This is a genomic window from Listeria rocourtiae FSL F6-920, from assembly GCF_000525975.1.
In the GTDB taxonomy this organism is placed as follows: domain Bacteria; phylum Bacillota; class Bacilli; order Lactobacillales; family Listeriaceae; genus Listeria_A; species Listeria_A rocourtiae.
Genome location: NZ_AODK01000024.1, coordinates 18,014 through 41,854 on the forward strand (window position 1 = coordinate 18,014; position 23,841 = coordinate 41,854).

Here is a 23,841-nt window from a genome sequence, read left to right on the forward strand (position 1 = left end):
AAGAAAAAATAAGTAGATTCCCTCTTTTATAAAGAAGATGCACTGAATAAGTTCGGCACACCTCCTTACTGCTAAGCCGTAATTTCGATTTGATTTCCTTCACTATCTAAAATAACACTCTCATAATAGCCATCCCCAGTCGTTCTTGGACCACTTTCCAGCGTATAGCCGTCATCTTGAAGTTGCTTCGTTAATATATCCACACGCTCTTTACTACCAACCGAAAAAGCAATATGTGCCCAACCTAACATTGGACTTTCTTTTGTGTCTACAACATCTGTTCGTTGCATAACTTCAAGCCTTGCACCCGTGGGATAACTAATAAAATAAGACGAAAAACCTTTCATGGCATTTGTATATTTGTCATTGGAAATCCCATTAAAATAGGTCGTATAAAAGGTTTTAGCTCGCTCAATATCCGCCACCCAAATTGCCACATGTTCTATCTTCATTTTACCACTCCTGCTTTCATTGTTTTCTTTGTAAACTCAAAATTTTTCATCCATGGTCGTCCTTTTTTCAGCGACCAATAGCCGATAAGAACGAAAACTAGCGAACCGAGAACATCAACTATAATATCTCCCATCGTATCTGCCAGTGCTACGCGCCCGACAAGCGGTGTACCATTTGACATAGCATAGCGTTGCATATTTAGGTTCATCAAGCCATCGAATGTGTATTCGTAGATTTCCCAAAAAGCGCCTAAAGTAACAGCAAAGCAGAATGCAAATACAGAAATGAAACCAGGCTTCATTTGCATGACGACGTGCTTGTCATTATTTAGTAAGTTGACAAACGAAAAGCCTATAGCTCCAAGCATCGCACCACTAAATGTATGCAAAATTTTATCCCAATGCGGAACTGTGGAATAGAATTTTTGGACAGTTCCTAAGTAAATAGATGCGTATAAAAAAGACAAGGAATAAAATATACACAAGACCTGGTATCTCAAATTTAAAACGGTGAGATAAAATTGTTGGTAAAAGTAAAATAATAACTCCTAAAACACACTCAAACAACAGAAAAATATAATCGCTACGAAGCGTCACTTTTGGCTCACCCGGCGTTTGCTCTATCGGCGCCAAGAAAATTTGAATCGTGATAAAAACCATCGAAATCCCCATTGAGACGAAAATAAAGATTGCAATCCATTGCGCGATACTAACTCCTTTTAATTTTTTGAACATCGTTTTCATCTCCAATCTCCTTATCTAATACAATAATTATAGCAGAGTTTAGCAATATTCTCCTATTTCACCAACTAAAACAGCCGTTCCAGTGACTTCAATTGCATAACCTGCATCTAGCCGTTCCACATGAACCACTACTTTGCCATCACGACCAACTTCCATTCCTTGTTCCACAATAATTTCAAAAGATTTATCGATATTATCCGTCATATACTCCGCGTAATAAGCTCCCATAACTCCTGATGCCGTTCCAGTCACTGGGTCTTCAATAGTTCCCGAATAAGGGGATGAGAAATGCCTGGCATGCATCGTTGCGCTATAATCAAATGTTTCCACACAAAAAGGATGAACAGAAGCATGTGGCATCTCTTGAAGGATAGCAGGAAATCTATCATTATTTGGATTCATTTTCGCAAAACTCGCTAATTTTTTTATAGGTACGAGCAATGTCCATGTTCCGGTACTACCATACATAATCGGCCACTCTTCCGCCAAATCAGCTTCTACTAAGCCAATGGATTTTGCTAAATCAGCCCGCGAACCCAAGAAAGCCTCAAAAACTGGCATTGCCTGTTGCATCGTCATCCAAACCCTTCCGTGTTCAGAACGGCCCAGTTTCACATTCAAAATACCCACTTTAGTCTCTACCCGAATTTCACCTTTTTCATTCAAAAAATCGTGATCTATCAAAGCATGAATTGCCGCCATTGTTCCATGACCGCAAAGATTCATCTCATGTCCTGGCGTAAAATAGCGCAACTGAATATCTGCCACTTCTGATTTCATTGCAAATGCTGTCTCATTAAATCCTATCTTTTCCGCTATTCCCTGCATTTTTTTCTGTCGTTAAAGCATCTGCCTCTATCACAACCCCTGCTGGATTCCCTTTTCCCGGAATATTACTAAATGCATCATAGTGATATATTCTCACCTTCCTCAACTCCCTTATTCAAATTATATCATTTATTTCCCAGGAAATAATCTTAAATCGTCAAACTAGCGTCACATAAGCATGCTATAGTTAGCTTCGAACAAACCTAAGGAGGAGAAAATATGAAAAAAATGATAATAGCGGGCTTGGCATTGTTTCTCATAATTAGTACAGCATGCTCACACAATTCAAATGCCGAAACATCTTCACAAATCGATAAGGAGAACAATAAGCGCATCGAATACGCTCAAGGTGATTTCACATATGAAGCAATTCCTGAAACATTCGCACTAAAAGTAACGAAGGATGGCACAACCGAAACCATTGCGGAACCCCAAAAAAAGCGTACCGTAACTAACCTTAAAAAAACAGCTACTGAAACTAGTTGGGACTATCCTGATGATCAACTTCATATCACTATCAAAAAAGAAGCTAAATCATTAGCTGTATCCATTCATTCAACTAATCCAAAAACCTCCCACTTCGAATGGCCACGGGTGGATGCTCCAAATTATACGCTACCAATCTCAGAAGGAAAACAGATTCCCAAAAATGATTCCGCATGGAAAAAGTATTTTTCCACAGACGGCGAACAAACCATGAATGAGTATTTTTCCATGAAATTCTTCACTTTAAATAAAGAAAAATTCGCTGTATCTTATGTTATGCCAGACACATATAATAACGATATTCTATTTCAAACAGATCCTGGTATTCAGTTTAGCATCAATCATACATTTTCATCTGTCAACAAAGAAAAAGATTACAAGTATCAGATTTTCATCACAGACAATAACCCAGTTGCAATCGCTAAAAACTATCAAAATTATATCAAAGACCATCATCAATTCACCACATTAGCTGAAAAAGAAAAAACAAAATCCCGAGATAAAAAAACTATATGGTGCACCTCATGCCTATCTTTGGAACAGTCGGGTTTTAACTGAGGCAGATGTGCATTGGAATAAGCTTCAAACATCAATCAACAACCCTATGTTCGATTGGATGGGAACGTTACTTGATAAATACGGAGAGGACGGTTCAGCTGAGTACCGAACAGTCTTGGATAACATTAAAAATGGTGAAATGTATCAATACGAGAAAAATATGATACTCAATGCTTTTCAATACACCTTACAAATGCCTCAACTTTATAATCCTGACATATTCAAAAATCCAGACGTTACTGCAAAAAAATATATCGACAAAGGTATTAAAAACCTGAATGAGCAGGAACTGTATGATTTGAACAAACATCTAATTGGTAGCCATATTCAGGGCTTGACTACACCTATCAATGATTGGGGGCAATCCAACTCTACAGCGATTATCAAGGAGATGGAACAAGCTGGTATTAAAAATGCTTGGATTGGTCTTCCTAATTGGGTGAATGGTCTAATGAACCCCCTTTCTGTAGATGCGGCAGCTGCGGCTGGTTATCTAGTAGGACCGTATGATTCCTATCAATCGATTCAGCAGGATGCCAGTATTGATTGGAATACCGCTTCTTTTCCGGATCCAACACTTTATGAAGAAGCAACTGTCGAAAATGAACAAGGCGATAAGCTCACAGGTTTTCTGGGCAAAGGACGCAAATTAAACCCAACGCTCGTTTTCAATGCCGTTAAAACACGTGTAGATGGTATTTTGGCAGAAGGAATTGGTTTTAATTCTTGGTTTATGGACGTTGATGCGGCCGGTGAGCTCCATGATGACTTCGCAAAAGCACATCCTACAACACAAAAAGAAGATGCGGCAGCTCGGATGAAACGCCTTGATTACTTGAATAAAAAAGGACTCGTTATCGGCTCTGAGGGTGGAAATGATTACGCTGCCTCACACATTGCTTTTGCCCATGGATTGGAAACACCCGTTATTAAATGGGATGACCCTGATATGCGTGAGAACGAGGATAGCCCATACTTTGTCGGAAAATATGGTTCGATGGATGGCAAAGCACCAACGCGATATAGCAAAATTGTTCCTATCAAAGATGAATATAAGCCAATTTATACAAGTCCTGTATACTCCATCCCTCTTTTCAAGTTAGTTTATAATCGTTCAGTCATCACAACACACCATTGGGAATGGGATAGTTATAAGATTAAAAATCAGTCTGGTGAGCGCCGTCTAAAGGAATATTTATACAATACGCCGCCACTGTTCCACCTTGACGAAGATACTTGGAAACTACATCAAGATGATATTAGCGCTAATATGAAAAACTGGACCCCTTTCCAGCAGGAAGCTCTGAAACACGAGATGACTAACTTCCAAACACTTGATTCCGATCGCCTTGTTCAAAAAACAGAGTTCGGATCTAAATTGCAAGTTATCGCTAATTTTTCAAATAAGAATTTTTCACTAGAGAAAAATAGCGTCCCAGCTCATACTGCCTTGATTATCAATGATGGTAAGATAACAAAGATTAGCACTGATAATCTAAACTAAAACGCTATAGCCCACATCTATCAAGTTACTCTTTCTTTGATAGATGTGGGCTATTTTAAAGTTCAAATTTCATTTGAATCTTTTTTAATTTTTCATACTTACCTTTCACTTTAGAAATTTCTTCCGAGCTCACAAAAATCGCTAATTCAGCCATTACTTCCTCAACCTTCTCTGGGTTAGATACTAAACAGATAATTTGTAACACCTCTTTTAAATAGTAATTGTATAAATACTTTTTTCTAGAAATATAGCAACATATAGCTTTGTAAAAATAAATATCACACACCAAATCAGGGCGTTTCTTACTAGCACAAAGTTCCTTACCAAATTGGAGAACTTTCATCGCTTTTTCTATATCCTCATTTCTAATTAAAAGATAGCTGTAATTTACCAGCACTGATACTTGTAATTCTGCAGTTTCATACAAAGCTTCATACATCTCCAATTCTTTAATACTCCTCTTAACCATCTCTTCTGTAATGTCTAAATCAAATAGAAATAAAATGTTTTTTAAGAGTATAATTTCCAAATAATAAAGATGATCCTGTTTGGATAAGCGCTCCCAAATCTGCTTCACATGCTGTTTGGCTTTTTGTACTTGCTGATTTTTCAGAAAAACTAATCCTTCACAAATAGTATGAATATCCCTTATCAATACATCATTTTCAGTCATTAGATATTTCGTACATCTTCTTTCAATTCCTCTAATCACAAATAAACTAGTATTATATGATACTTTTTTAAAATCTTTAATTATCAATTCTCTATCTTTCAGACTATAGGAATCGTGCAAAAAAAAAAACTCATCATAACCTAAATTCAAACGTTGCAGTATCGATTGAAATTTAATAAAGCTAGGCATTACCTCACCCCTTTCAACCTTTACGTATAGCGACCTTGATAATTCATCCCCGGCTACATACTTCTGTGTTAAGCACTTGTTCTCTCTAATCATCTTGAATGTACCTCCATAATGTCTCATTCCATCCTCCTTAAAAAGAAATAAAAATTACTTACTCTAAATATTCTCGTAAAAAATAGCACTATATTCGATTAGAAACCTAAATATCTCATGAACACGTATCTATTTTATTATAGTTCATCACCATGCTTATAACAAAGAAAGTTCATATATTATACATTTTGATAAAGATAAATTTTAAGATGTTAAACTAAAGGGAATCAGATAGAGTAAATAAAGGAGGCATTATGAGATGTACACAAATACAGTCAAAGAAAAGTTATGCGCTTTATCACTATTAAAACACTTAGAAATAAGAAGTTTATCTTTACAAGAGGCCAAAGCGTGTCGTTATCATCACCTCGATATTTATACCATTAATCTTATCACCTACGTCTTAGATATACTTGTGATGTATGGCATGATATTCTCGCAAATTGATCATACAGATGTACTTTACTATATAACACCCCAAGGAAGCCGACTGCTCTCAAAACTAGATAACGAATAGATTATTTACGAGGAGGAATAAATATGTGTACTAGTTTTATTGTAAAGACAACTAATTCAAATTCTTTCTTATCCAGAACGATGGACTTTGGTTTTGATCTTAGCGTGATGCCCAGCCTTTGCCCTAGAAAATATATTTGGTACTCAGATGTTGATAGCAGTGTTTATATTGGAAATTACTCATTTGTTGGAGCTGGAAAAAAACTAGATAAATATCTGTATGTTGACGGCGTTAACGAGCACGGCTTAGGTTGTACAGCTTTATACTCTCAAGTGAAGAGCAGCTATTCTACAGAAGAACTTGAAAATCATGTAAATATTGCTCCCCATGAGTTAGTCTTATGGATTCTCTCTACTTGTAAAGATATCCCAATGTTTGAAGAATTATCACCTTATTTGAACATCTTAGGTACAGATATTGGTCTGCTCGACATTTCTGCCCCACTGCAATGGATGCTTGCTGATACTAATGGAAAATGCGTTGCGGTGACTGTTGAGGATGGTTACTTGAACATTAAAGAAAATCCAGCCAAAATTCTAACAGAAACAGCCGCTTTAGATCAGCACATTGGAAAGTTAAAAAAAAAGAGCCGTAGAAGCTCCCATGCTTCTTCCACTTTAAATAAATTTTGGGGATTTTTTGTTGAGCTTTTTTCAAAGAAAAATATATTTCCCATTGGCCATCATTGCGCAGATCGATTTATGAAGATTGGTCATTTGAAACAGTCATTACCATCTATGATGAATGAGACAGACGCTATCCAATCTATACGTCACCTCCTCAGCCATGTTAATATCTCAAAAGAAGCCGCAAACGATGACTGTTACACCCAGTATAGCGCTATTATGTGTTTAGATACGATGTGTTACTACTTCACACCAATCCACAGCCACTCCGTTTACAAGCTAAGGCTAAAGTCCGCTGATTTAGGAAATAAAAGAGCTATAACAAGCTACCAGGTTGCGAAAACCTTAAGAATTCATCCACTAAATTAGCTAAATAAAAAGCTAGGAACAATAGCTCCTAGCTTTTTATCAATCTGATTTATTTATCCATCTCTTCTTGTAACTCTCTTTGTCTTTCTTTAAACATGTCAATTGTTTTCTGTAGTTTCTGTTGCTGTTCCTCTGTTTGTGCTCGCATATTATCGATAATCACTTGAAACGCTTCAGAACATTCTGCCCATACATCTTTCTCGCCATCTTTTAATGCATCCCGTGATTGCATATAAATAGCACCATCCTTTGTTTTCATTTTTCTATATCTACCTTGCCTTACAATTATAGCAAAAATAGCGTGTATTAGCCAAGAAAAAATTGTGAATAACATAAATATTTCCATCATGAATGGTATGCATTTATATCAGACTACAAAATTGGAGTGAACAATATGAAAGCATTGATTCAAACATTATTAGTCTTAGTTTTTGGCACCTCTCTTCCTTATCAATTATTAATTCGAAAGGTGTGATTTGTATAACACATATGATTCGGAATCTTATGAACAGCCTTATTATTGATGAAGTAAGTACGCAGAAACTTCCCTCTAAGTGCCCATTGATAATAAAAATAGATACCCTATTAACAGGCGATGACACCACAATAATCCTCTCAACTTTAAGTAAACCACAGATGTACCGCATTCATTTTTTGGTTTATATCCCTCAAGTCTATCATTCTATCTACACTAATAGTTAATAAATTTTTTAGCTATACAGCTTAAAAAGAGCCTGTTCCTAGCACTATTGATGGCACTAATGAACAAGCTCTTTTAATTGCTATCTATTGTTTTTTATTCTTAGTAAGTAAGACTCATACAAAACATATGCGACAAGAGCGAAAACAACAGGGCCTGCAATCATCCAAATCGTACTATTATAGTCGCCATTCAATGATGGGTTAATAATCGTAAAGATGTTAGCGAATCCGACCACAATAAGCACGATTGCAGTGCTAATATAGGTTTGCCATTTCTTTTTATAAATAACAAATTCTCTATTCAGTCCAGTTTTTGCTTTAAAGAATGGGAAGGCAAATGCTAAGAATAGATATGGTAATGTCATCGATACGTTCGCCATCAATGTAAGTTTATTGTAAAATGCGGATGGGTCATCCCCACCAAATGAAGCTAGTAAAATAATAATAATGACTACCAAACATTGTGTCCACATCGCAAATTCTGGCATATTTGCTTTGTTCAACCTCGTCATTTTTTTCGGCCAAACTTTTGCCGGTGTTCCTTGAATCAAGGTTTTAAGTGGTGAATAAATCAAAGTAAAGAACGCCCCTGTATAGGCTAAGAACATGGATAAACCGGTAATTCGAGCAAACCATGTTCCGATTGAAGTAGCAGTTGTTGCTCCCAGATGAAACGCATTTCCAAGTTCAAATCCTAAGTTATACATTAAAACATAGGTGATATTACCAAGGTTTGTCGTTTTACCAGAAAGTACCTGTAGCCAATTCGCGCTAATACCCCAAAGAAAAATTCCAAGTGCATAGCCCACTGAGATAACAATCGCCGAAATAATAACCCCTTTTGGAAAATTCTTTTCTGGGTTCTTGGTCTGATCTACCAAACCGCCAACCGCCTCAATACCGCCATAGGCAAAAATAGCAAAAACAACAAAGGATAGCGTTGCAAGCGGAGTTAAGTAGGATGGATTTGGTGACTCTATAAAAGATGACCACCCTGTGATTGGTTGGGCAAATTCTCCACCATTTCCTATAATAATTAGTACACTTACAACTAGTAGTACCAAATTTAGTCCTGTAACAGCAATTCCTCCAACCGCAGTTACTTTTGAAATTTGTTTTAACCCACGGGAAGCGAAAAAAGTGATGACAATCATCCAAATAATGGCTAGTAGACCGATTGTTTGCGTTGATGTCAGTGAAAATAAACGCCATTCCTGTGTTTTATCTCCCCCAAAAATAAAAGTGGAGAATGGAATCCAAACTTTGGATGATGTGCTCACCATCCAGATAACATAAGAAGCAAACCACATGAAAGTTCCAATAAAAGCAAAACGTGGACCAACGCTGTCATTCATCCATGAAAAAATGCCCCCCTGTTCGTTCTTGTAGGTCGAACCAAATTCCGCCATCATTAAAGCGTACGGTATAAAGAAACAAATTGCCGATAAAATATACCAAGGAATAGCACCGTATCCCATGAGATAGAATGCTGAGGGACTATTTGCAAACCCGAATACTGATGTAAAAATCATCAGTATTAGCCCTATTAATGTTAATTTTTTCACTTGTTTTGTCATATGTATCCTCCGATTTTCATACTATTCTGTTTTACTAAAATGATAATAAAGACCTTATTTATCTGATATTATACTTTAAAAAAACTGTTTTTTATTCAGACAATACAATAAATAAGTTATAACAAATGGATTATACCATATTTCAGCTCCATTGGTCATCTGTTTATTCACCTGTTTTATTGGTTATATTTTACAATTTTAATCATTTTTATTTTTGTATAGGGCTGAGCGCATAACTAAAAAAGTTGTCAACCTGCGTAGCTTTCGACCAGGAAGACAACTCTTACTTATAATAATGGTGACAGCAAACTTGCTAACGTTTCTTTCATTCGTTGTGTTCTTGACTTAGCTTTCATCTCAGCTTCCGTAAATAGATGGCTTTCAAGAAAGTCAGCATTGAAATCGCGTTCTAGTTGCACAATGGCATCACAGCGATCGTAGAGAAAAACCATTAATTCATGATTTAAGCGGAAACTACGAATATCAAAATTCGCGGTCCCTACTGCCGCACGTTCTCCATCGACAAGCATCACTTTGGCATGGATGAATGAATCGCCACGGTACGAATACATTTTTGCACCGGCGTCAATCATCGTTTGAATATAAGCATTACTTCCATGGAAGGAAACGCCACGATCGCCTTTACCTGGAATAATAACACGAACATCGATGCCACTCATCGAGATACGGCGGATAACAGCTAATGATTCTTCATCAGGTACAAAATAGGGACTGGCAATCCAGACCGATCTCTTTGCGGAATCCATGAGATCAAGCATCGAATCGCGCACCCATTTTTCTTTGTCATACGGGCCACCATATACGATTTGGACCCAATCATCTGCTACATCAGCCGGCTTAGCATTGAGATAGCGCGCGATACCAGATTCACTAATAAACTCGTCGGCAGCACCAGCACGATTCTCCATGTAAACCCAGTCAAATAGGAAGGATTCTTGTAGTTCAATGACACCTGTGCCGTCAATTTGCATATGTGTATCTCGCCAAACCTCAAAGTCTGGCGTATTGCTACGATATTCTTCGCCTACATTGAGACCCCCTGTAAAACCAATTTCGCTATCTACAATAATCATTTTACGGTGATTTCTTAAATTTGCGGTACGCGCAATCCAGATGGAGCGTACCGGATCATAGGCATGAACCTTGGCACCGGCCTGTTTTAATGGCTCTAAAAATTCGTCTTTCAAATGAGCCGATCCCATGCCATCGTACATAAAACGCACTGTAACTCCGGCCTTTGCTTTTTCAATCAAAATATCACGGATTTCAGTAGAAATCTCATCTTGGCGGTAAATGTAGTATTGGATATGAATATGATCTGTTGCTTTGCGTAATGCTGTTAATATAGCTGGAAATGTTTCCGAACCGTTGGTTAGAATAGTTACCTTATTACCATTGATTGGTCGAATATCAGTTAATGAAAAAAGGCTTTGTGACAACTCGGGTACCTTTTTCTCGGATTGTTGAATGGGCAAATTATGTATTGCCTCGATTAGTTTTTCTTTTTCTCGAACTTGGTTAGCTGTGAAAATCCGACCTTGTGGGTTTCTACCGAAGAATAGATAGAGAATTACTCCAAATACTGGTAGAAAAAATACAGCAGCTAACCACGCGATTTTTGAGCTGGTATTTCGCTGATCCCAAAGAAGTAGGCGCACCGCAATGATGACAGCTCCAATTTCTCCAGCGATTGTTGCAAAAGCTAAGATGGCCCCTGACCATGTGTACAGGAAATAACCGACTAGAGAAAATAAAACTAACATAACGATAACCTGAATTAATTTTTGCATTTGATAGCTCCCTTTTATTGTTTATCTCCTAATTATACATGGAAATGGGGAATTTGTCCTGTTCTGTACAAGGTATCAGTATTTCCAAATTTTGAACTTACCAGCGTCGTGTAAGTCTTTTACGATAACCGTGATTATTGGTGCTAGTATAAGACCAATGATACCAAAGAGTTGTAAGCCGATGTAAAGCGTGAACAGTGCTACTACCGGATTTAGACCAAGTTTAGTCCCAAGAATTTTAGGCTCGATAATATTTCTGATAACGGTAATAACGATGTATAAGATAAGAAGTTCGATGGCAAATGCTACATCACCATTAATGAACGCGAGTAGTACCCACGGAATCATGATGCCACCCGTTCCGAATACCGGAATCATGTCAAAAACAGAAATTCCTAGAGCAATCCAAATCGCGTTTGGAACGCCTAGAATTGTGAGCCCGATGAAAAGCTCAACACAAGTGATACCAGCGATAATAAGGTATGCTTTAATATAATCTACGGTTGTTGTTTTGAAATGTTTATGCACATTTTGTACAGTTTCATTCACGCGATCTGGCAGTTGTTTTCGCATAAATGCACCGACTTTATCGAAATCCCAAACGATGAAAAAAGAGAATAACATGCTGAATGAAAAAAAAGATAAAGATACTTGGTAATGAGAGCGTCACAGAAGCAACCCAGCTCGCAATACTGCCTGATAATGAGAGTGCGAAACTCCCAACCTTAGCGATAACAGCATTGAAAACGTGATAGTACTGTTGGACGAGATCCGGTGCAATATTTTCAATCCAATCCGCGCCCCAGTCCTCAATTTTTTTTCAACGCTGGCAAAATATCATTCTGATAATAACTAGGAATATGACCGATAGAACTGCCGAGGAACTTGAACAATTCTAGCATGCCAAGGATGAGTAAACCGCTAAGAATCGCATAAAATAGTAACATAACGATAAGCCCCCAAGCACTGCGATTATTCCATTTCGTCTTACGTGCGAGCAAACGAGTCAGTGGCATACACATCCAAGCTAGCCCAAATCCGATTAAAAACGGGTATGTCAATGGCAATACATATTTAATAAAAAGTAAAATAATTACGACAATACTAGCAAAATACAAAAACCGAATCAAAAAATGCTTCTGCCTCTCTAAACCTGATTTTTCACGATGCTCTTCTTGTTTCTGCTCCATTCCAATTCCCAACCTTCTATATATAATCATGTTTTCGCGAAAAAATCCGTATGTATCACCAAAACCCAGCAGGTAGAGAAGGTTGTAGTTCCTAGGCAAAAGCGAGCACCGAAGCGGAGCATACGACTTATGCATGAATCGGAACACAGCTTTTAGCAAACGAAAATGCAGTTTTCTCGACCTGCTGGGTGAATTTTAGAAGAAGTCGTGCATCATAGACTTAATCTCGTTTACTGATTTATCCATGTCTGATTGCTCTTTTTCGTTTAGCGGCATTTCAATGATGAATTTAATTCCTTCACGATTAATAACCGCCGTCGAACCAATATAAATGTCGTGATGCCCATATTGACCTTCTAGATAAACAGAAAGTGGCAAAATAGCATTTTCATCGTTAAAAATAGCTTTTGTAATCCGCGCAAGTGAAATTGCGATACCATAGTAGGTAGACCCTTTATGCTCGATAATTTCGTATGCAGCATCGCGAACTTTATGAAATAGCTCATCCAAAACACCGTCAGTAATTTCTGGGTGATCTCGCATCCATTCTTTGATTTGCAGACCTCCAATATTAGCATGAGACCAGACTGGGAATTGACTGTCACCGTGCTCGCCAAGCGTGTAGGCCTGTACATCACGCGCATCGACACCAACAAGTTCAGCTAGTGCTTGTTGGAATCGTGCACTATCAAGAGATGTCCCTGAACCGATGACACGGTGTTTTGGTAACCCGGAATACTTCCACACGGCATACGTTAAGACATCTACAGGATTCGACGCTACTAAAAATAGTCCATCAAAGCCACTTGCCATGACACTATCCACAATTGCTTTGGTGATTTTTAAATTTTTACCAATCAAATCCAATCTTGTCTCACCTGGAGCTTGTGCTGCGCCTGCCGTAATAACGACAAGATCTGCATCTGCACAATCATCATAGCTCGCAACATAGATTTGTTTTGGTGAAGTATATGCCAGACCATGCGATAAGTCTAACGCGTCACCAGTTTTCTTACCTACGTTTAAATCAATAATCCCAATTTCGCGTGCAATGCTTTGCGACGTCAATGCAAAGGCATAGCTTGCTCCAACATCTCCCGCACCCACTAAAATTACTTTTTGTTTGTCTTTACGCATATTTCTCGTCTCCTTTTTGTTTGCGATTTTTGACCGCTTTTTGAATTTCTACAAATACTAATGGGAAAACAGATAATCCAAATGCCAGCAACCAATGCGTCAAGCTTATTGGTACAAGATAGAACATATTTGCAACAGGTGGAATCAAAACCATTAGTAGAATAATCACCATCGATAGCATCGCGCTAAAGAATAGTGGCTTATTAGATAAAAAACCGATTTTGAAGATAGAGTCATCGCTACGAACATTGAAAATATGGGAAACAGAAGACCATGCTAAAATGACGAATGCCATTGTCATCCCAACCTCTGCACTCGCGCCGATTTCCGCATTGATATCGACGAATCTTCCAATATAAAACCCAATCAGCGTCACGACGGTAAACACAACGGCTTGCGTCGCGACTTTTGCACCCAAACCATTCGCAAAAATACCGCTGTTTTTCTTCATCGGTGCGCGATCCATTACGTTAGCATCTGCCTTTTCACGGCTTAAGCAGAAACCAGGAATACCATCGGCGACCACGTTAATAAGTAGCAATTGAACTGCAACAACCGGCGCACCCCATCCAAGTGTAATCGCAATAAACATAATGAAAATCTGTGAAAAGTTCGTGCTGAGCAAGAAATAAATTGTTTTGCGAATATTTTCATAGGCCGTCCGCCCTTCCGAAACTGCATCCACAATCGTCGCAAAATTATCATCTGTAATGACCATATCTGCTGCATTTTTAGATACGTCAGTACCCGTAATCCCCATTGCAGCACCAACATCAGCAGCTTTTAAGGCCGGTGCATCATTCACACCATCTCCAGTCATCGTCACGACTTCTCCATTTTTCTGCCATGCTTGTACAATTCTAATTTTATCCTCAGGACTCACACGTGCATAAACCGCATAATTACGTACCGTACGCTCTAATTCTTCCTGTGACATCTCCGCAAGCTCAGCACCAGTAATCGATTTATCCCCATCCTCTAAAATGCCAATTTCCCGAGCAATCGCTGAAGCCGTCACGATATGATCTCCTGTAATCATGACAGTTTTTATTCCCGCACGCTTCGCCTCTGAAACTGCGCGTTTACTCTCAGGTCGCGGTGGATCAATCATACCAACCATGCCTGCAAAAGTTAAATCATGTTCAAGCGCTTCCGCCGTCAAATCCTCCGGCATTTCTGCATAACGCTTATACCCCACAGATATGACACGCAGTGCCTTCTCTGCAAACCGATCATGAATATCGCGCGCCTGCTCTAGTAATTCATCCGAAAAAGCAACCGGAATTCGGTCAAAAGCCCCCTTTGTAATCGAAAGAAACCCGCCATCCACTTCATGAATCGTCGTCATCAACTTACGTTCCGAATCAAACGGCAGTTCAAATACCCGTGGCGACTTCTGCTCCAAATCTGCCTTTACTAATCCCTTCTCATTCAATAAACGAATGATAGAAGATTCCGTCGGATCGCCAATAATCGTTTCCACATCGTCCGTAAATTCAATTGTCGCGTTATTTGATAAACTCAACATTTCCAGTAATTCATTTTCCTGCGCATCAAATGTTTCATCTGCTGATTTTGGTGTCACACCCACCGACCAAATTTGCTGAATTCGCATTTTATTTTGCGTCAACGTACCTGTTTTATCCGAACAGATTACCGATGTATTACCGATTGTTTCTACAGCAGGAATTCGTCTAATAATCGTATTTTTTTTCACCATGTTCTGAACGCCATAAGCAAGTGTAATCGTTACAATAACTGGAAGCGTCTCAGGAACTGCTGCAACCGCAAGCGATACCGCAATCATAAGCATTTCGATTATTGTTTCACCGTGCCATAATCCAATCCCAAACACGAGTACACCGGCAATCAGTGCCACAACACTTAAGCGCTTCGCAAGCTCTTTCAAACGTTTTTGTAACGGCGTCTCCGTTTTCTTCGTCGCATTAATCAGGCTTGCAATTTTACCCATTTCCGTACGCATCCCGGTTTCCACAATAACCGCACGAGCGCGGCCACCTGTCACCAAGCATCCCGAAAATAACATATTAAAGCGATCCCCAAGTGGAGCCTTATCCGTCACAATCGCGTTCGCATCCTTCTCCACTGGCAAACTTTCTCCTGTTAGTGCCGACTCCTCGACTTGCAAACTGCTGCTCTCAATAATCCGTGCATCTGCCGGAATCATATCTCCCGCACTGAGCTCAATTACATCACCAGGTAGTAGCTCTGTCGCATCAATTTCTCGTTTCACACCATCGCGAATTACTAATGTCATGTGTGCATTCATGTTTTGCAGTGCCTCAAGCGCCCTTTCTGCATTGTTCTCCTGATAAATCCCGAGCACCATATTCAGCACCACAATCGCCAAAATAACAATGACTTTCGGGTACCCATAACCCGTCGTAATCGCCAAATAAAGCGAAATGGCTGCAGCTACAAGTAGAATAATCGTCGTGATTTCAAGCAAATGGTGCCCAATTTTAGCAAGTAATGTCTCCTTTTGTCCTTCCTCAAACTTATTGGGTCCGAACTCTGCCTTTTTCTTAGACACAGTCGCACTCGTTAACCCTTTTTCAGCACTCGTATGCAACGCTGTATAAATGGCTTGTATTTCTTTTTCCATCCATTTCATCCTGATTACCTCCACACTCTGTTTTCCAACTTGTGATACGATCTCTAAAATGATTGCACTATTAAAGTAATCTTACAATTCGTGTTTTGATGGTGTATGTAATGGCTCTCGCTATTCTATCTATTCCCGAAAAAAAAAGACTAAAACCCTTTCTATAAAAATTTTCTCATCAGCAGCCTTTAAAAGTGAAACCAACGACTAATTGTAAATAGTATGAAAAATGCAATTGCAAAAAAGGTTTAGTACAATCCCCTTCGCACTTAAGTCTCACTTTCATCTCTAATAATACCATAAAAAGGTCGCAAACCGAACCACATTGATTTCTTTTTTTCGTCAAAAAAGTAGTGTCCATCAAGAACAGGCTATGATATAACTCTAAGTAAAGTACAAAAATCGCCTTACCCAACATAATGGATAAGGCGAAAATGATGCTTTACACAAATCATACAGAGATGTTTATATTCAGGAGATTTGGCATCCATTTATTTATAAAGCAAAAAAGTCACTAAGTACTTTTGCTGTGTCTGCAATCAGTTGATCATCATATTTATCATCTTTTCCTGCTTTTTTGGAAAAAATAACCCAAACGAGTGGCTTTGTGTTTTTACCCTTAGGATAGATAACCGCAATATCATTACGTGTGCCATATGAACCTGCACCCGTTTTATCACCAACTGCATAGCCATCTGGAACACCTGCGCGAATTAATTTATCACCAGTTGTATTATCAATTAATGTTTGTTTGAAGTAATCCAAACGATTAGCCGCCATATTTCCTTCTGTCGCTAAAAATGAGAGCCCTTTTGCCATTGCTTCTGGTGTCGTTGTATCACGCTTATCCCCAGGCTTTGCTTCATTTAATTCCGGTTCAATACGGTCTGCTTGCGTTGTTTTATCACCAATTTTCGCCAGTTCCTTTTGATAGCCTTTAGGTCCGCCCAATTGATCAAATAAAACATTTCCAGCCGTATTATCACTGTACATCATTGCCGCGTTAATAAGTTCCTTGACAGTCATCCCATCTTCCACATGTTTTTCCGTTACCGGTGAGTAGTCAACTAAGTCTTCTTTTGAAAATTTAATACGCTTATTCAGTTGATCTTCCGTCAAATTCTTAAGTAATAATCCACCAGCAATCGCTTTATATGTGGACGCGTAGGCAAACCGTTCTTGCTCATTATAGCTAACTTGCTTGTTATCAGCTAAATTGATGCCTTGAACCCCCAGCGTCACATCATATTTTTCTTCCAGTTTTTTCAACTCCTTGTCCACACTACTTAGACCTTCCTTCTGTGTAGGTATCTTTTTCAGTTTCTCAGCTGTAGCCTCTTTATCAGCACTACCACACGCGGCTAAAGCTGTTACAGCGAAAAGAAACATCAATCCTAGAAAACATTTTTTGAAAAACATCTTTCCAACTCCTCTCTACCTATTTCGTACAAGTTTTACTTTATCCTATAAAAGTAAATAAAAAGTATAGAAAACAGAAAGAAAAGATTAATTTTTTCAGATAATCGTTCAATAGTTTACAAAAAACCACTAAGGAATCGCTTTGATTCTTAGTGGTCTTTACTGCTATTATAACTCAGCTTTAATACTCGAAACGCGTCCCGAGATAACTGGTAAATTCCCATTTTTAGTACGAATAGCATCGATTAGCTCTTTCTCCTGCTCGATATTTTTCATTTTGATGTAGTATCTCAACTCCATCAAACTCCCCATATTCGTTGTTCTTACTTGTTCTAATGAAATTTCATACGCATAATCTTGCAATAAGTCGTCAAAAAGGTTCGCGTAGTCAATATCCTCCGGAATCGAGATACGCAGGCTTCGCTCAGCCACTTTACTTTTCGATCCGAATTTTGTGCGTGTCAAGACAAGCAAGACAATCGCTACAAACACCGAGAAAATCAGTGCATACATTAAATAACCCATTCCAGTCGCAAGCCCAATACCCATCGACCAAAAAATACTACTAATTTCACGCGCACCACCCGCTACGGAACGGAAGCGAATCAAACTAAATGCTCCCAAAACAGCAATACCTGTCCCAACATTCCCGTTGACAAGCATGATAACGGACTGCACTAAGATTGGCAGAATCGTTAACGTTATGATAAAACTTTGTGAATATGTGTTGCGATACATATGAACACTAGCAACCAAAACTCCTAATAGAACCGAAGTCCCGCTATACATAATAATTTGCCACATATCCAAGTCTACCGCCGTACTTTTCACTATATTTTCGAACATTTTCAAACTCCTACTTTCTGATTCATTAAATATCTTCTATATACCTGTTCATACTTTGAAAATTTGGATGGATATAAATCTAAGTCGGAAAGAATATTCGCGAACCATAGCGGATATGCATGCAATGATTTTACTTCCATCAAAATATCAATTTCCGGTGCTACAAGTTCCCCATCATGACCATTTAACAATAATAGATCGTTGTTACGCCACCTTATTTTCGCATCGAATGTTACCCTAAAACCATCCTCTTCGTATGCGCTAAAGGCTCTCCTATCATAAGCAATAATAACTTTAGGGGTAATCGTCTCTTTCTGTTTGAGCCAAAAAATTTCGTTACTAATTTGCTGATCTAGCCTATTGTCAAACTTGCGCTCTTTTTCACTCTGCATGTATGTGTCTACTTGAGCAAGGCGCATCGAGATTCTCCTTTTATATACAATTCCCATTAGCTTTTTCTTAATTTCCAAATAAACCATTTGCTCGTCACTCGGCACCCCATAAGTACGGACTCTAAACTTCTCTTTATACGTTGGCTTCTCACTCGATCGCTTAATTAAATCGTAATTTTTTGTATCATAGTAAAGCGAACAAATTGTGTGCAAACCGTACTTATCCTCCTTCATATGCGCCGAAATCCGTTCCAGAAATTCTCCGTACTTCTCTTGGCTGAGGATATATTTCTTTTCCTTCCGCTCAAAAATCTGCATTGCCATTACCGTTCTCCTCTTTCTAAAATTTCGAATAAAAATAGTTATTGACATATCTATATAAAATGACCTAAAAATAGACCATAAAGAATAAGAGAAGCGTACCGCCACGAAACACTACGCTTCTTGTACTGTGGTAATTGACTATTTTATTTATTAATGCAAAGACCCTGATATTTCAAAGCCAACCATTTCTTTTAATTTCTGGTGATCTAAGATTGTAATTGGTTTTGGCGTTAGTTTAACGAGTCCCTCTTCTTCAAATTTTGACAGAATTGTTGTTGCGTATTCACGCGTAATTTGACAGTAGCTTGCTAAGTGATGTTGACAGATTTCTTTTGGTAAATGACCTTCTGATTTGCCTAATTTTTTAGAATCTAAATGTAACATTGATGCTGCCACTTTCGCTTTTGCTGGTAAAAGATTAAATTCGCCATAATAGTTCACGGATTGTGTTAGATTTTCGATAATTTTGAGTAGAATCGAGGTCCCCCAACCTGATTCGTCAATAACATTTAAAACAAAATACGGATCGATGAAATAAGCTGTTGTTTCAGATATCGTCTCTAACTCGAATTGGTTGCCCCCTCTTGATAGCAAAGATGCAAAACCAATGAATTCTCCATCTCCAGAAAATGACATGGTTGTTTCCTTCGTATTATGGCTTGCCACAATTTTGGTTAAACCTTTTTCTATATAAATGAAAGAACGATTATCTGTTACCGTGGAATCAATAACGGTTTTCGCTGGTAATACTTTTTTCGTGGAATATTTATCAAATGATTTATTGGAAAACAGCAGTATTTCCAGAAAATTCTCGTCGATTTCAACACCAAATGTTTGTAGCATAATAAATGCCTCCTTTTAATTTTCACATGACTGTTGTCTTGCTTAGACTTGCTGTTGCAATAAGGAATCTTTTAAGGCTATCAAACCTTCTTTCAAACTCACTTTATTTGTCCATCCCGTTAATTTTTGGGCACGATCGCTAGCAAGAACAGAGCGCTTTACATCTCCTAGGCGCGGTCCTTCTATCGTAATCGCTACATCTTTTTCAAATACGTCTAAAATCGTGTTGTAAATATCTAAAATTGCAATTTCATCTCCTGTTCCAATGTTAAGAACGGTGTTGACTGCTTTTTCAGATACGAGTCGGTTTGCTTCCACTACATCCCCGACGTAAACATAATCTCGTGTACAACCTTTTGGCATATCTGGATATGTCATCAAAACAGATGGCTTATTTGCCAAAATATTATTCACAAAAATTGGAACAACCCCGCATTCACCATCTGGAATTTGACGTGGACCATAGATATTGGCATAGCGTAAAACTGTGTATTCAAAACCGTATGTGTTTGCATAAATATCTAAATATTTTTCGCCGGCATATTTGGTGATGGCGTATGGGGATAGAAGTTGAGGGGTATCGCTCTCTTTGGATTTCTCAGTGCCTTCAATAACTTTACTTAAGGCACCTCCAGAAGAGACGTAGATAAATTTCTCGATTGGGAAGTGTTGTGTGCACTGTAGTAGAACTAGTAGCCCGCCAAGGTTAATGTCTAAATCGTATACTGGGTCTTCCATAGAACTAACAACGGATTTTTGAGCTGCATGATGATTGATAATCTGTGGACGGAATGACTGGAAAATAGCCCTCATTTTAGCATTGTCTTTAATATCTGCTTCGACAAAAGTGAATTTTTCATCAGCAAGTAGGTGACAGATATTGTCTACTTTACCAGAAGATAGGTTATCTACGCAAAGCACCTCATACCCTTCTCTTACATACATTTCACAAATATGAGATCCGATGAAGCCTGCGCCGCCTGTTACTAAAACTCGATTTTTCATTTTTTATTGCCTCCTTCATTTGCTTATATCGCGTGTTCCTCTTGTTAATTGCCAATTTGTAATAGGCTCGCCACTAGTTCTTGCAATTTGGTGAAGAATGTCGGGGATTCCATAGCAATTGCGCTAAAAATCGTGAATGCCCAGAGAATGCTGAGATAGGCTACCGTTGTTTTTTTTGAAATCAGGTTGTGATTTTTTCGGTAGGCTTCTCTGTAATTCGTTCGTGTTCGTCTGCCGTTGTTTGAGATTTTGTTGGTATTCTGTTTTTTCTTCCTTGGATAATTTATTAAAACGATGAACGAACTTGCTGTACTCTAAGCCTACTTCTTCTGCGGGACCGTCTAGTCGTACTTCACCGTAATGAAGCCAAATGATGCGATTACACATCGTCCGCACTTGGCTGAGCGCGTGGCTAACGAAGAAAATCGTTTTGCCTTCTTCTTGGAATTGCTCAATTTTATCGGTGCATTTTTTTGTAAAACGTGGTGTCACCGACAGATAGGGCTTCATCGATAATAAGAATGTCTGGATTGATTTGAACCGCTATAGCAAAGCCAAGGCGCGCCTTCATACCACTAGAGTAGCGCTTGATGGGTTGATCGATGAAATCATGTAGATCCGCAAAGTCAGTAATAGCTGGAATCATTTTAGCAATTTGTGCATTGGAATAGCCGAGCATGAGGCATTTCAAACGAATGTTTTCCATACCGGAAAGCGTCGGTTTAAGCCCCGCTCCGATGGCAAGTAAGGATACTTCACCACCTGTTTGAACTTTACCATGACTTGGTTGAATAATCCCGGCCAAGATGTTTGATAACGTTGATTTTCCAGAACCATTGAGACCTATTAAGCCCACTGTCTCGCCACGCTTAACCTCAAAAGAAACGTTGCGCAATGCCATAAAGGCAGGCTTTTTTTCACTCGGACGAAAAAGGGATCGTAGCTGTTTGGCCGGGCTTGTAATCATGCTATATTGCTTCGATACATGCGTGACAGACACCATGCTTTCTATCATTTTTCTTTCTCCTCTCTATAAATAATCCATAAAACGGTCTTTAAATCGTAGATGAAGTAGGGAACCAACACCGAGTACGAGTAGTGTTATTCCCCAAAAATAGGCGGTCCACCATGGCTCTGCAAAAAACCATTGCCTGGAGAAAAAACTATCACGAAACCCTTCGATAATATAGACAAATGGATTAAGTTTTAACATTTTAGTCATAAGGGAGTCTGGGTTGGCCGTGACATCGATAACTGCACCTGAGATGAAAAATAGAAGGCGCATCGCCGAGCCAATGATCAATTGGTAGTCGCGAAATAGGATCGTAATCGTCGCATTTAGAAGAGAAATGGCGTATAGGAATAAGCACATACACACGAAGTAGTAAAAAAAAATTGTGTCCAGTAAATCGTTGGGAATAGGTGATTGATAAACAGGAAGCCAAGTAAGATAACGAGCATCGTCGCATAGCTGTATAGAGACTTAAAAATCGTAATCGACGGCAAAATGCTCATTGGAAATTTCACGCGAGAGACGACACTCAAATTACTATAAATCGAGTTGGCGCCAGAGATGATAATCGCGCTGATGAAAAACCAAGGAATCATCCCTGCAAGCATCCAGACAATATACGGGACCCCTGCATCCATCGAACTGGCTCCATTCATCCGAATTCCAAAAACAAAGTAATAAATCAATACTTGCAAGGTCGGACTGAGTACTTCCCACAACATGCCTAGATAATGGCTTTGATAGGTAGCTCGCTGATCATATCTCGCAATCCGCGTAATCTTATTGAAATGTTGCACCTGCTCTTTTAGAATTTGGACCGTTTCTTTCACTGCTTGTTCACTTCTTCCTATTTTTGGATCATTTTAGAGATGGTTTCAAATAAAAATGGGGCGTAATACTGACCTGTTTGGTTGTGGTCACTGTAGTCTTGCAGATCTAACTGGTACGGAACGCCTTTTTGGTCTAATTTTTTCAGTAACGGTTGTAAGTGCTGTGGATAGTGGTAGTCCCCTTTTCCAATGTGGAAAATGAAATCTGGGAACGTTGTATTCGTGTCGACAAGGTTCATGATGAGCTCATCGTAATATTTCTCACCTGCTGCTTTATCTTCACCCAGCATATTGTTTAAGCCTTTGCGGACAACCGGCGCATTCGTAGCACGTTGTTTCAAAAACTTGGCTAAGAAAACTTGTGGTGCCCCAACAATTGCTGTTCCAAAATGATATTTCATGGAGTAATATAGAGACGCTGCGCCACCTTTGCTGGACCCTGATGCGATAATGTTACGAGAAGAAATACCTAGTTCGTTCGCTTTTGTCATAATAAGCGCAATCACAGAGCGTTCGTAATCAGAACGACGATTATGCCCCATATAGTAACAAAACTGGCCTTTGTACTCATCTAAAATGAAGAGCTTGTTGACATCGCATGGCCACAATGTGCGGAAATGATTATACACCGGTGGACCTCCGCGAAACTCATTCGAATGTAAGCCAGAGAAAGAAATCACTAGTTTATCAGATGGTGTTTTCGCAGGTTGGAATAAATATTTAACAGGATGATCATTGTAATAGATTTCTTCTTTTTCCAATGTCGTCGTAACCGTTTGCTGATTCGCTACGTCTACGTTTAACATATTGGTCATTTTATTGATAATAAGTGTATCGTCTTTTTTCAAGAATAAGCGGATTTTATAAGCACCGCTACGAATCGGCTGGTATGTTACAGTCACTTGCTGTTTATCAATGGGTTGATACCACTGACGCTCCACAATTTGGTCATTATAATAGATGTAGTAGGCATACGTGTAAGTGGCTTCTAGCATGTATAACGCTTTAAAGTTCACCACAAGTTTGCCTGCTGTATAGGCTAGGCGGGATGTGTCCAGTTTTTCAATAATGATATCGCTTGTCATAAT

Annotated in this window: 22 protein-coding genes and 2 pseudogenes; 3 read left to right on the forward strand and 21 right to left on the reverse strand. The window is 38.7% G+C overall.

Annotation, left to right across the window (positions count from 1 at the left end; all coding sequences use genetic code 11):
* Positions 1–71: 71 nt before the first annotated feature.
* The 3 genes and pseudogenes from PROCOU_RS08825 to PROCOU_RS08835 form a co-directional block, all read right to left on the reverse strand.
* On the reverse strand, positions 72–452 hold the full coding sequence (locus PROCOU_RS08825) for a VOC family protein (RefSeq protein ID WP_036071561.1): 381 nt from the start codon (positions 450–452) through the stop codon (positions 72–74).
* Positions 449–1,187 (reverse strand): annotated as a pseudogene (locus PROCOU_RS08830) (DUF2238 domain-containing protein). Before PROCOU_RS08830 ends, PROCOU_RS08825 begins: the two are co-directional and overlap by 4 nt.
* A gap of 48 nt (positions 1,188–1,235) precedes the next feature.
* Positions 1,236–2,130 (reverse strand): annotated as a pseudogene (locus tag PROCOU_RS08835) (PhzF family phenazine biosynthesis isomerase).
* 113 nt (positions 2,131–2,243) lie between these two features.
* Between PROCOU_RS08835 and PROCOU_RS18065 the strand changes: the two are divergent.
* Both PROCOU_RS18065 and PROCOU_RS18070 read left to right on the forward strand, forming a co-directional pair.
* The gene (locus PROCOU_RS18065) at positions 2,244–3,068 is read left to right on the forward strand and encodes a hypothetical protein (RefSeq protein ID WP_208855806.1); all 825 of its coding nucleotides are present in this window, start codon (positions 2,244–2,246) and stop codon (positions 3,066–3,068) included.
* A 7-nt stretch (positions 3,069–3,075) separates the two neighbouring features.
* On the forward strand, positions 3,076–4,572 hold the full coding sequence (locus tag PROCOU_RS18070) for a glycoside hydrolase (protein WP_208855807.1): 1,497 nt from the start codon (positions 3,076–3,078) through the stop codon (positions 4,570–4,572).
* 55 nt (positions 4,573–4,627) lie between these two features.
* Here PROCOU_RS18070 and PROCOU_RS08845 read toward each other — a convergent pair whose 3' ends face one another.
* Positions 4,628–5,527 carry a helix-turn-helix domain-containing protein gene (locus PROCOU_RS08845; RefSeq protein WP_149023647.1) on the reverse strand — a complete coding sequence of 300 codons (900 nt, stop codon included), beginning with the start codon at positions 5,525–5,527 and terminating at the stop codon, positions 4,628–4,630.
* A 540-nt stretch (positions 5,528–6,067) separates the two neighbouring features.
* Here PROCOU_RS08845 and PROCOU_RS08855 point away from each other — a divergent pair.
* Positions 6,068–7,039: a linear amide C-N hydrolase gene (locus tag PROCOU_RS08855; protein WP_051994306.1), complete on the forward strand. Its 972-nt coding sequence runs from the start codon at positions 6,068–6,070 to the stop codon at positions 7,037–7,039.
* A gap of 49 nt (positions 7,040–7,088) precedes the next feature.
* Here the strand turns inward: PROCOU_RS08855 and PROCOU_RS08860 are convergent, their stop codons facing one another.
* From PROCOU_RS08860 to PROCOU_RS16580, 17 genes are all read right to left on the reverse strand, one after another.
* Positions 7,089–7,298 carry a hypothetical protein gene (locus PROCOU_RS08860; RefSeq protein ID WP_036071569.1) on the reverse strand — a complete coding sequence of 70 codons (210 nt, stop codon included), beginning with the start codon at positions 7,296–7,298 and terminating at the stop codon, positions 7,089–7,091.
* A 523-nt stretch (positions 7,299–7,821) separates the two neighbouring features.
* On the reverse strand, positions 7,822–9,318 hold the full coding sequence (gene yjeM, locus PROCOU_RS08865; RefSeq protein WP_036071571.1) for a glutamate/gamma-aminobutyrate family transporter YjeM: 1,497 nt from the start codon (positions 9,316–9,318) through the stop codon (positions 7,822–7,824).
* A 287-nt stretch (positions 9,319–9,605) separates the two neighbouring features.
* Entirely contained in the window at positions 9,606–11,129 is a 1,524-nt protein-coding gene (gene cls / locus PROCOU_RS08870) for a cardiolipin synthase (RefSeq protein WP_036071573.1), read from the reverse strand.
* A gap of 75 nt (positions 11,130–11,204) precedes the next feature.
* Positions 11,205–11,753, reverse strand: a complete 549-nt coding sequence (locus PROCOU_RS08875) for an AI-2E family transporter (protein ID WP_051994307.1) — start codon at positions 11,751–11,753, stop codon at positions 11,205–11,207.
* A gap of 185 nt (positions 11,754–11,938) precedes the next feature.
* Complete coding sequence (locus PROCOU_RS08880) at positions 11,939–12,319, reverse strand: AI-2E family transporter (protein WP_036071575.1); 381 nt, start codon at positions 12,317–12,319, stop codon at positions 11,939–11,941.
* Between the two features lie 195 nt (positions 12,320–12,514).
* Entirely contained in the window at positions 12,515–13,456 is a 942-nt protein-coding gene (locus PROCOU_RS08885) for an L-lactate dehydrogenase (protein WP_036071578.1), read from the reverse strand.
* Complete coding sequence (locus tag PROCOU_RS08890) at positions 13,449–16,091, reverse strand: cation-translocating P-type ATPase (RefSeq protein WP_036071581.1); 2,643 nt, start codon at positions 16,089–16,091, stop codon at positions 13,449–13,451. Before PROCOU_RS08890 ends, PROCOU_RS08885 begins: the two co-directional genes overlap by 8 nt.
* 486 nt (positions 16,092–16,577) lie before the next feature.
* Complete coding sequence (bla, locus tag PROCOU_RS08895) at positions 16,578–17,501, reverse strand: class A beta-lactamase (protein ID WP_036071584.1); 924 nt, start codon at positions 17,499–17,501, stop codon at positions 16,578–16,580.
* A gap of 168 nt (positions 17,502–17,669) precedes the next feature.
* On the reverse strand, positions 17,670–18,347 hold the full coding sequence (locus tag PROCOU_RS08900; RefSeq protein WP_036071588.1) for a DUF4956 domain-containing protein: 678 nt from the start codon (positions 18,345–18,347) through the stop codon (positions 17,670–17,672).
* Positions 18,348–18,349: 2 nt separating this feature from the next.
* Complete coding sequence (locus PROCOU_RS08905; protein ID WP_036071591.1) at positions 18,350–19,063, reverse strand: polyphosphate polymerase domain-containing protein; 714 nt, start codon at positions 19,061–19,063, stop codon at positions 18,350–18,352.
* Between the two features lie 150 nt (positions 19,064–19,213).
* Complete coding sequence (locus PROCOU_RS08910; RefSeq protein WP_036071595.1) at positions 19,214–19,906, reverse strand: Crp/Fnr family transcriptional regulator; 693 nt, start codon at positions 19,904–19,906, stop codon at positions 19,214–19,216.
* A gap of 42 nt (positions 19,907–19,948) precedes the next feature.
* On the reverse strand, positions 19,949–20,911 hold the full coding sequence (locus tag PROCOU_RS08915) for an SDR family NAD(P)-dependent oxidoreductase (RefSeq protein WP_036071598.1): 963 nt from the start codon (positions 20,909–20,911) through the stop codon (positions 19,949–19,951).
* A 123-nt stretch (positions 20,912–21,034) separates the two neighbouring features.
* The gene (locus tag PROCOU_RS18470) at positions 21,035–21,403 is read right to left on the reverse strand and encodes a hypothetical protein (protein WP_077913387.1); all 369 of its coding nucleotides are present in this window, start codon (positions 21,401–21,403) and stop codon (positions 21,035–21,037) included.
* Complete coding sequence (locus PROCOU_RS18475; RefSeq protein ID WP_077913388.1) at positions 21,369–21,926, reverse strand: ABC transporter ATP-binding protein; 558 nt, start codon at positions 21,924–21,926, stop codon at positions 21,369–21,371. Before PROCOU_RS18475 ends, PROCOU_RS18470 begins: the two co-directional genes overlap by 35 nt.
* A gap of 15 nt (positions 21,927–21,941) precedes the next feature.
* Positions 21,942–22,283, reverse strand: coding sequence for an ABC transporter permease (locus PROCOU_RS18480; protein ID WP_244266275.1), 342 nt, complete (start codon positions 22,281–22,283; stop codon positions 21,942–21,944).
* On the reverse strand, positions 22,250–22,753 hold the full coding sequence (locus PROCOU_RS18485) for an ABC transporter permease (RefSeq protein WP_244266276.1): 504 nt from the start codon (positions 22,751–22,753) through the stop codon (positions 22,250–22,252). Before PROCOU_RS18485 ends, PROCOU_RS18480 begins: the two co-directional genes overlap by 34 nt.
* 17 nt (positions 22,754–22,770) lie before the next feature.
* Positions 22,771–23,838: an accessory Sec system protein Asp2 gene (locus PROCOU_RS16580; RefSeq protein ID WP_051994308.1), complete on the reverse strand. Its 1,068-nt coding sequence runs from the start codon at positions 23,836–23,838 to the stop codon at positions 22,771–22,773.
* Positions 23,839–23,841 lie beyond the last annotated feature (3 nt).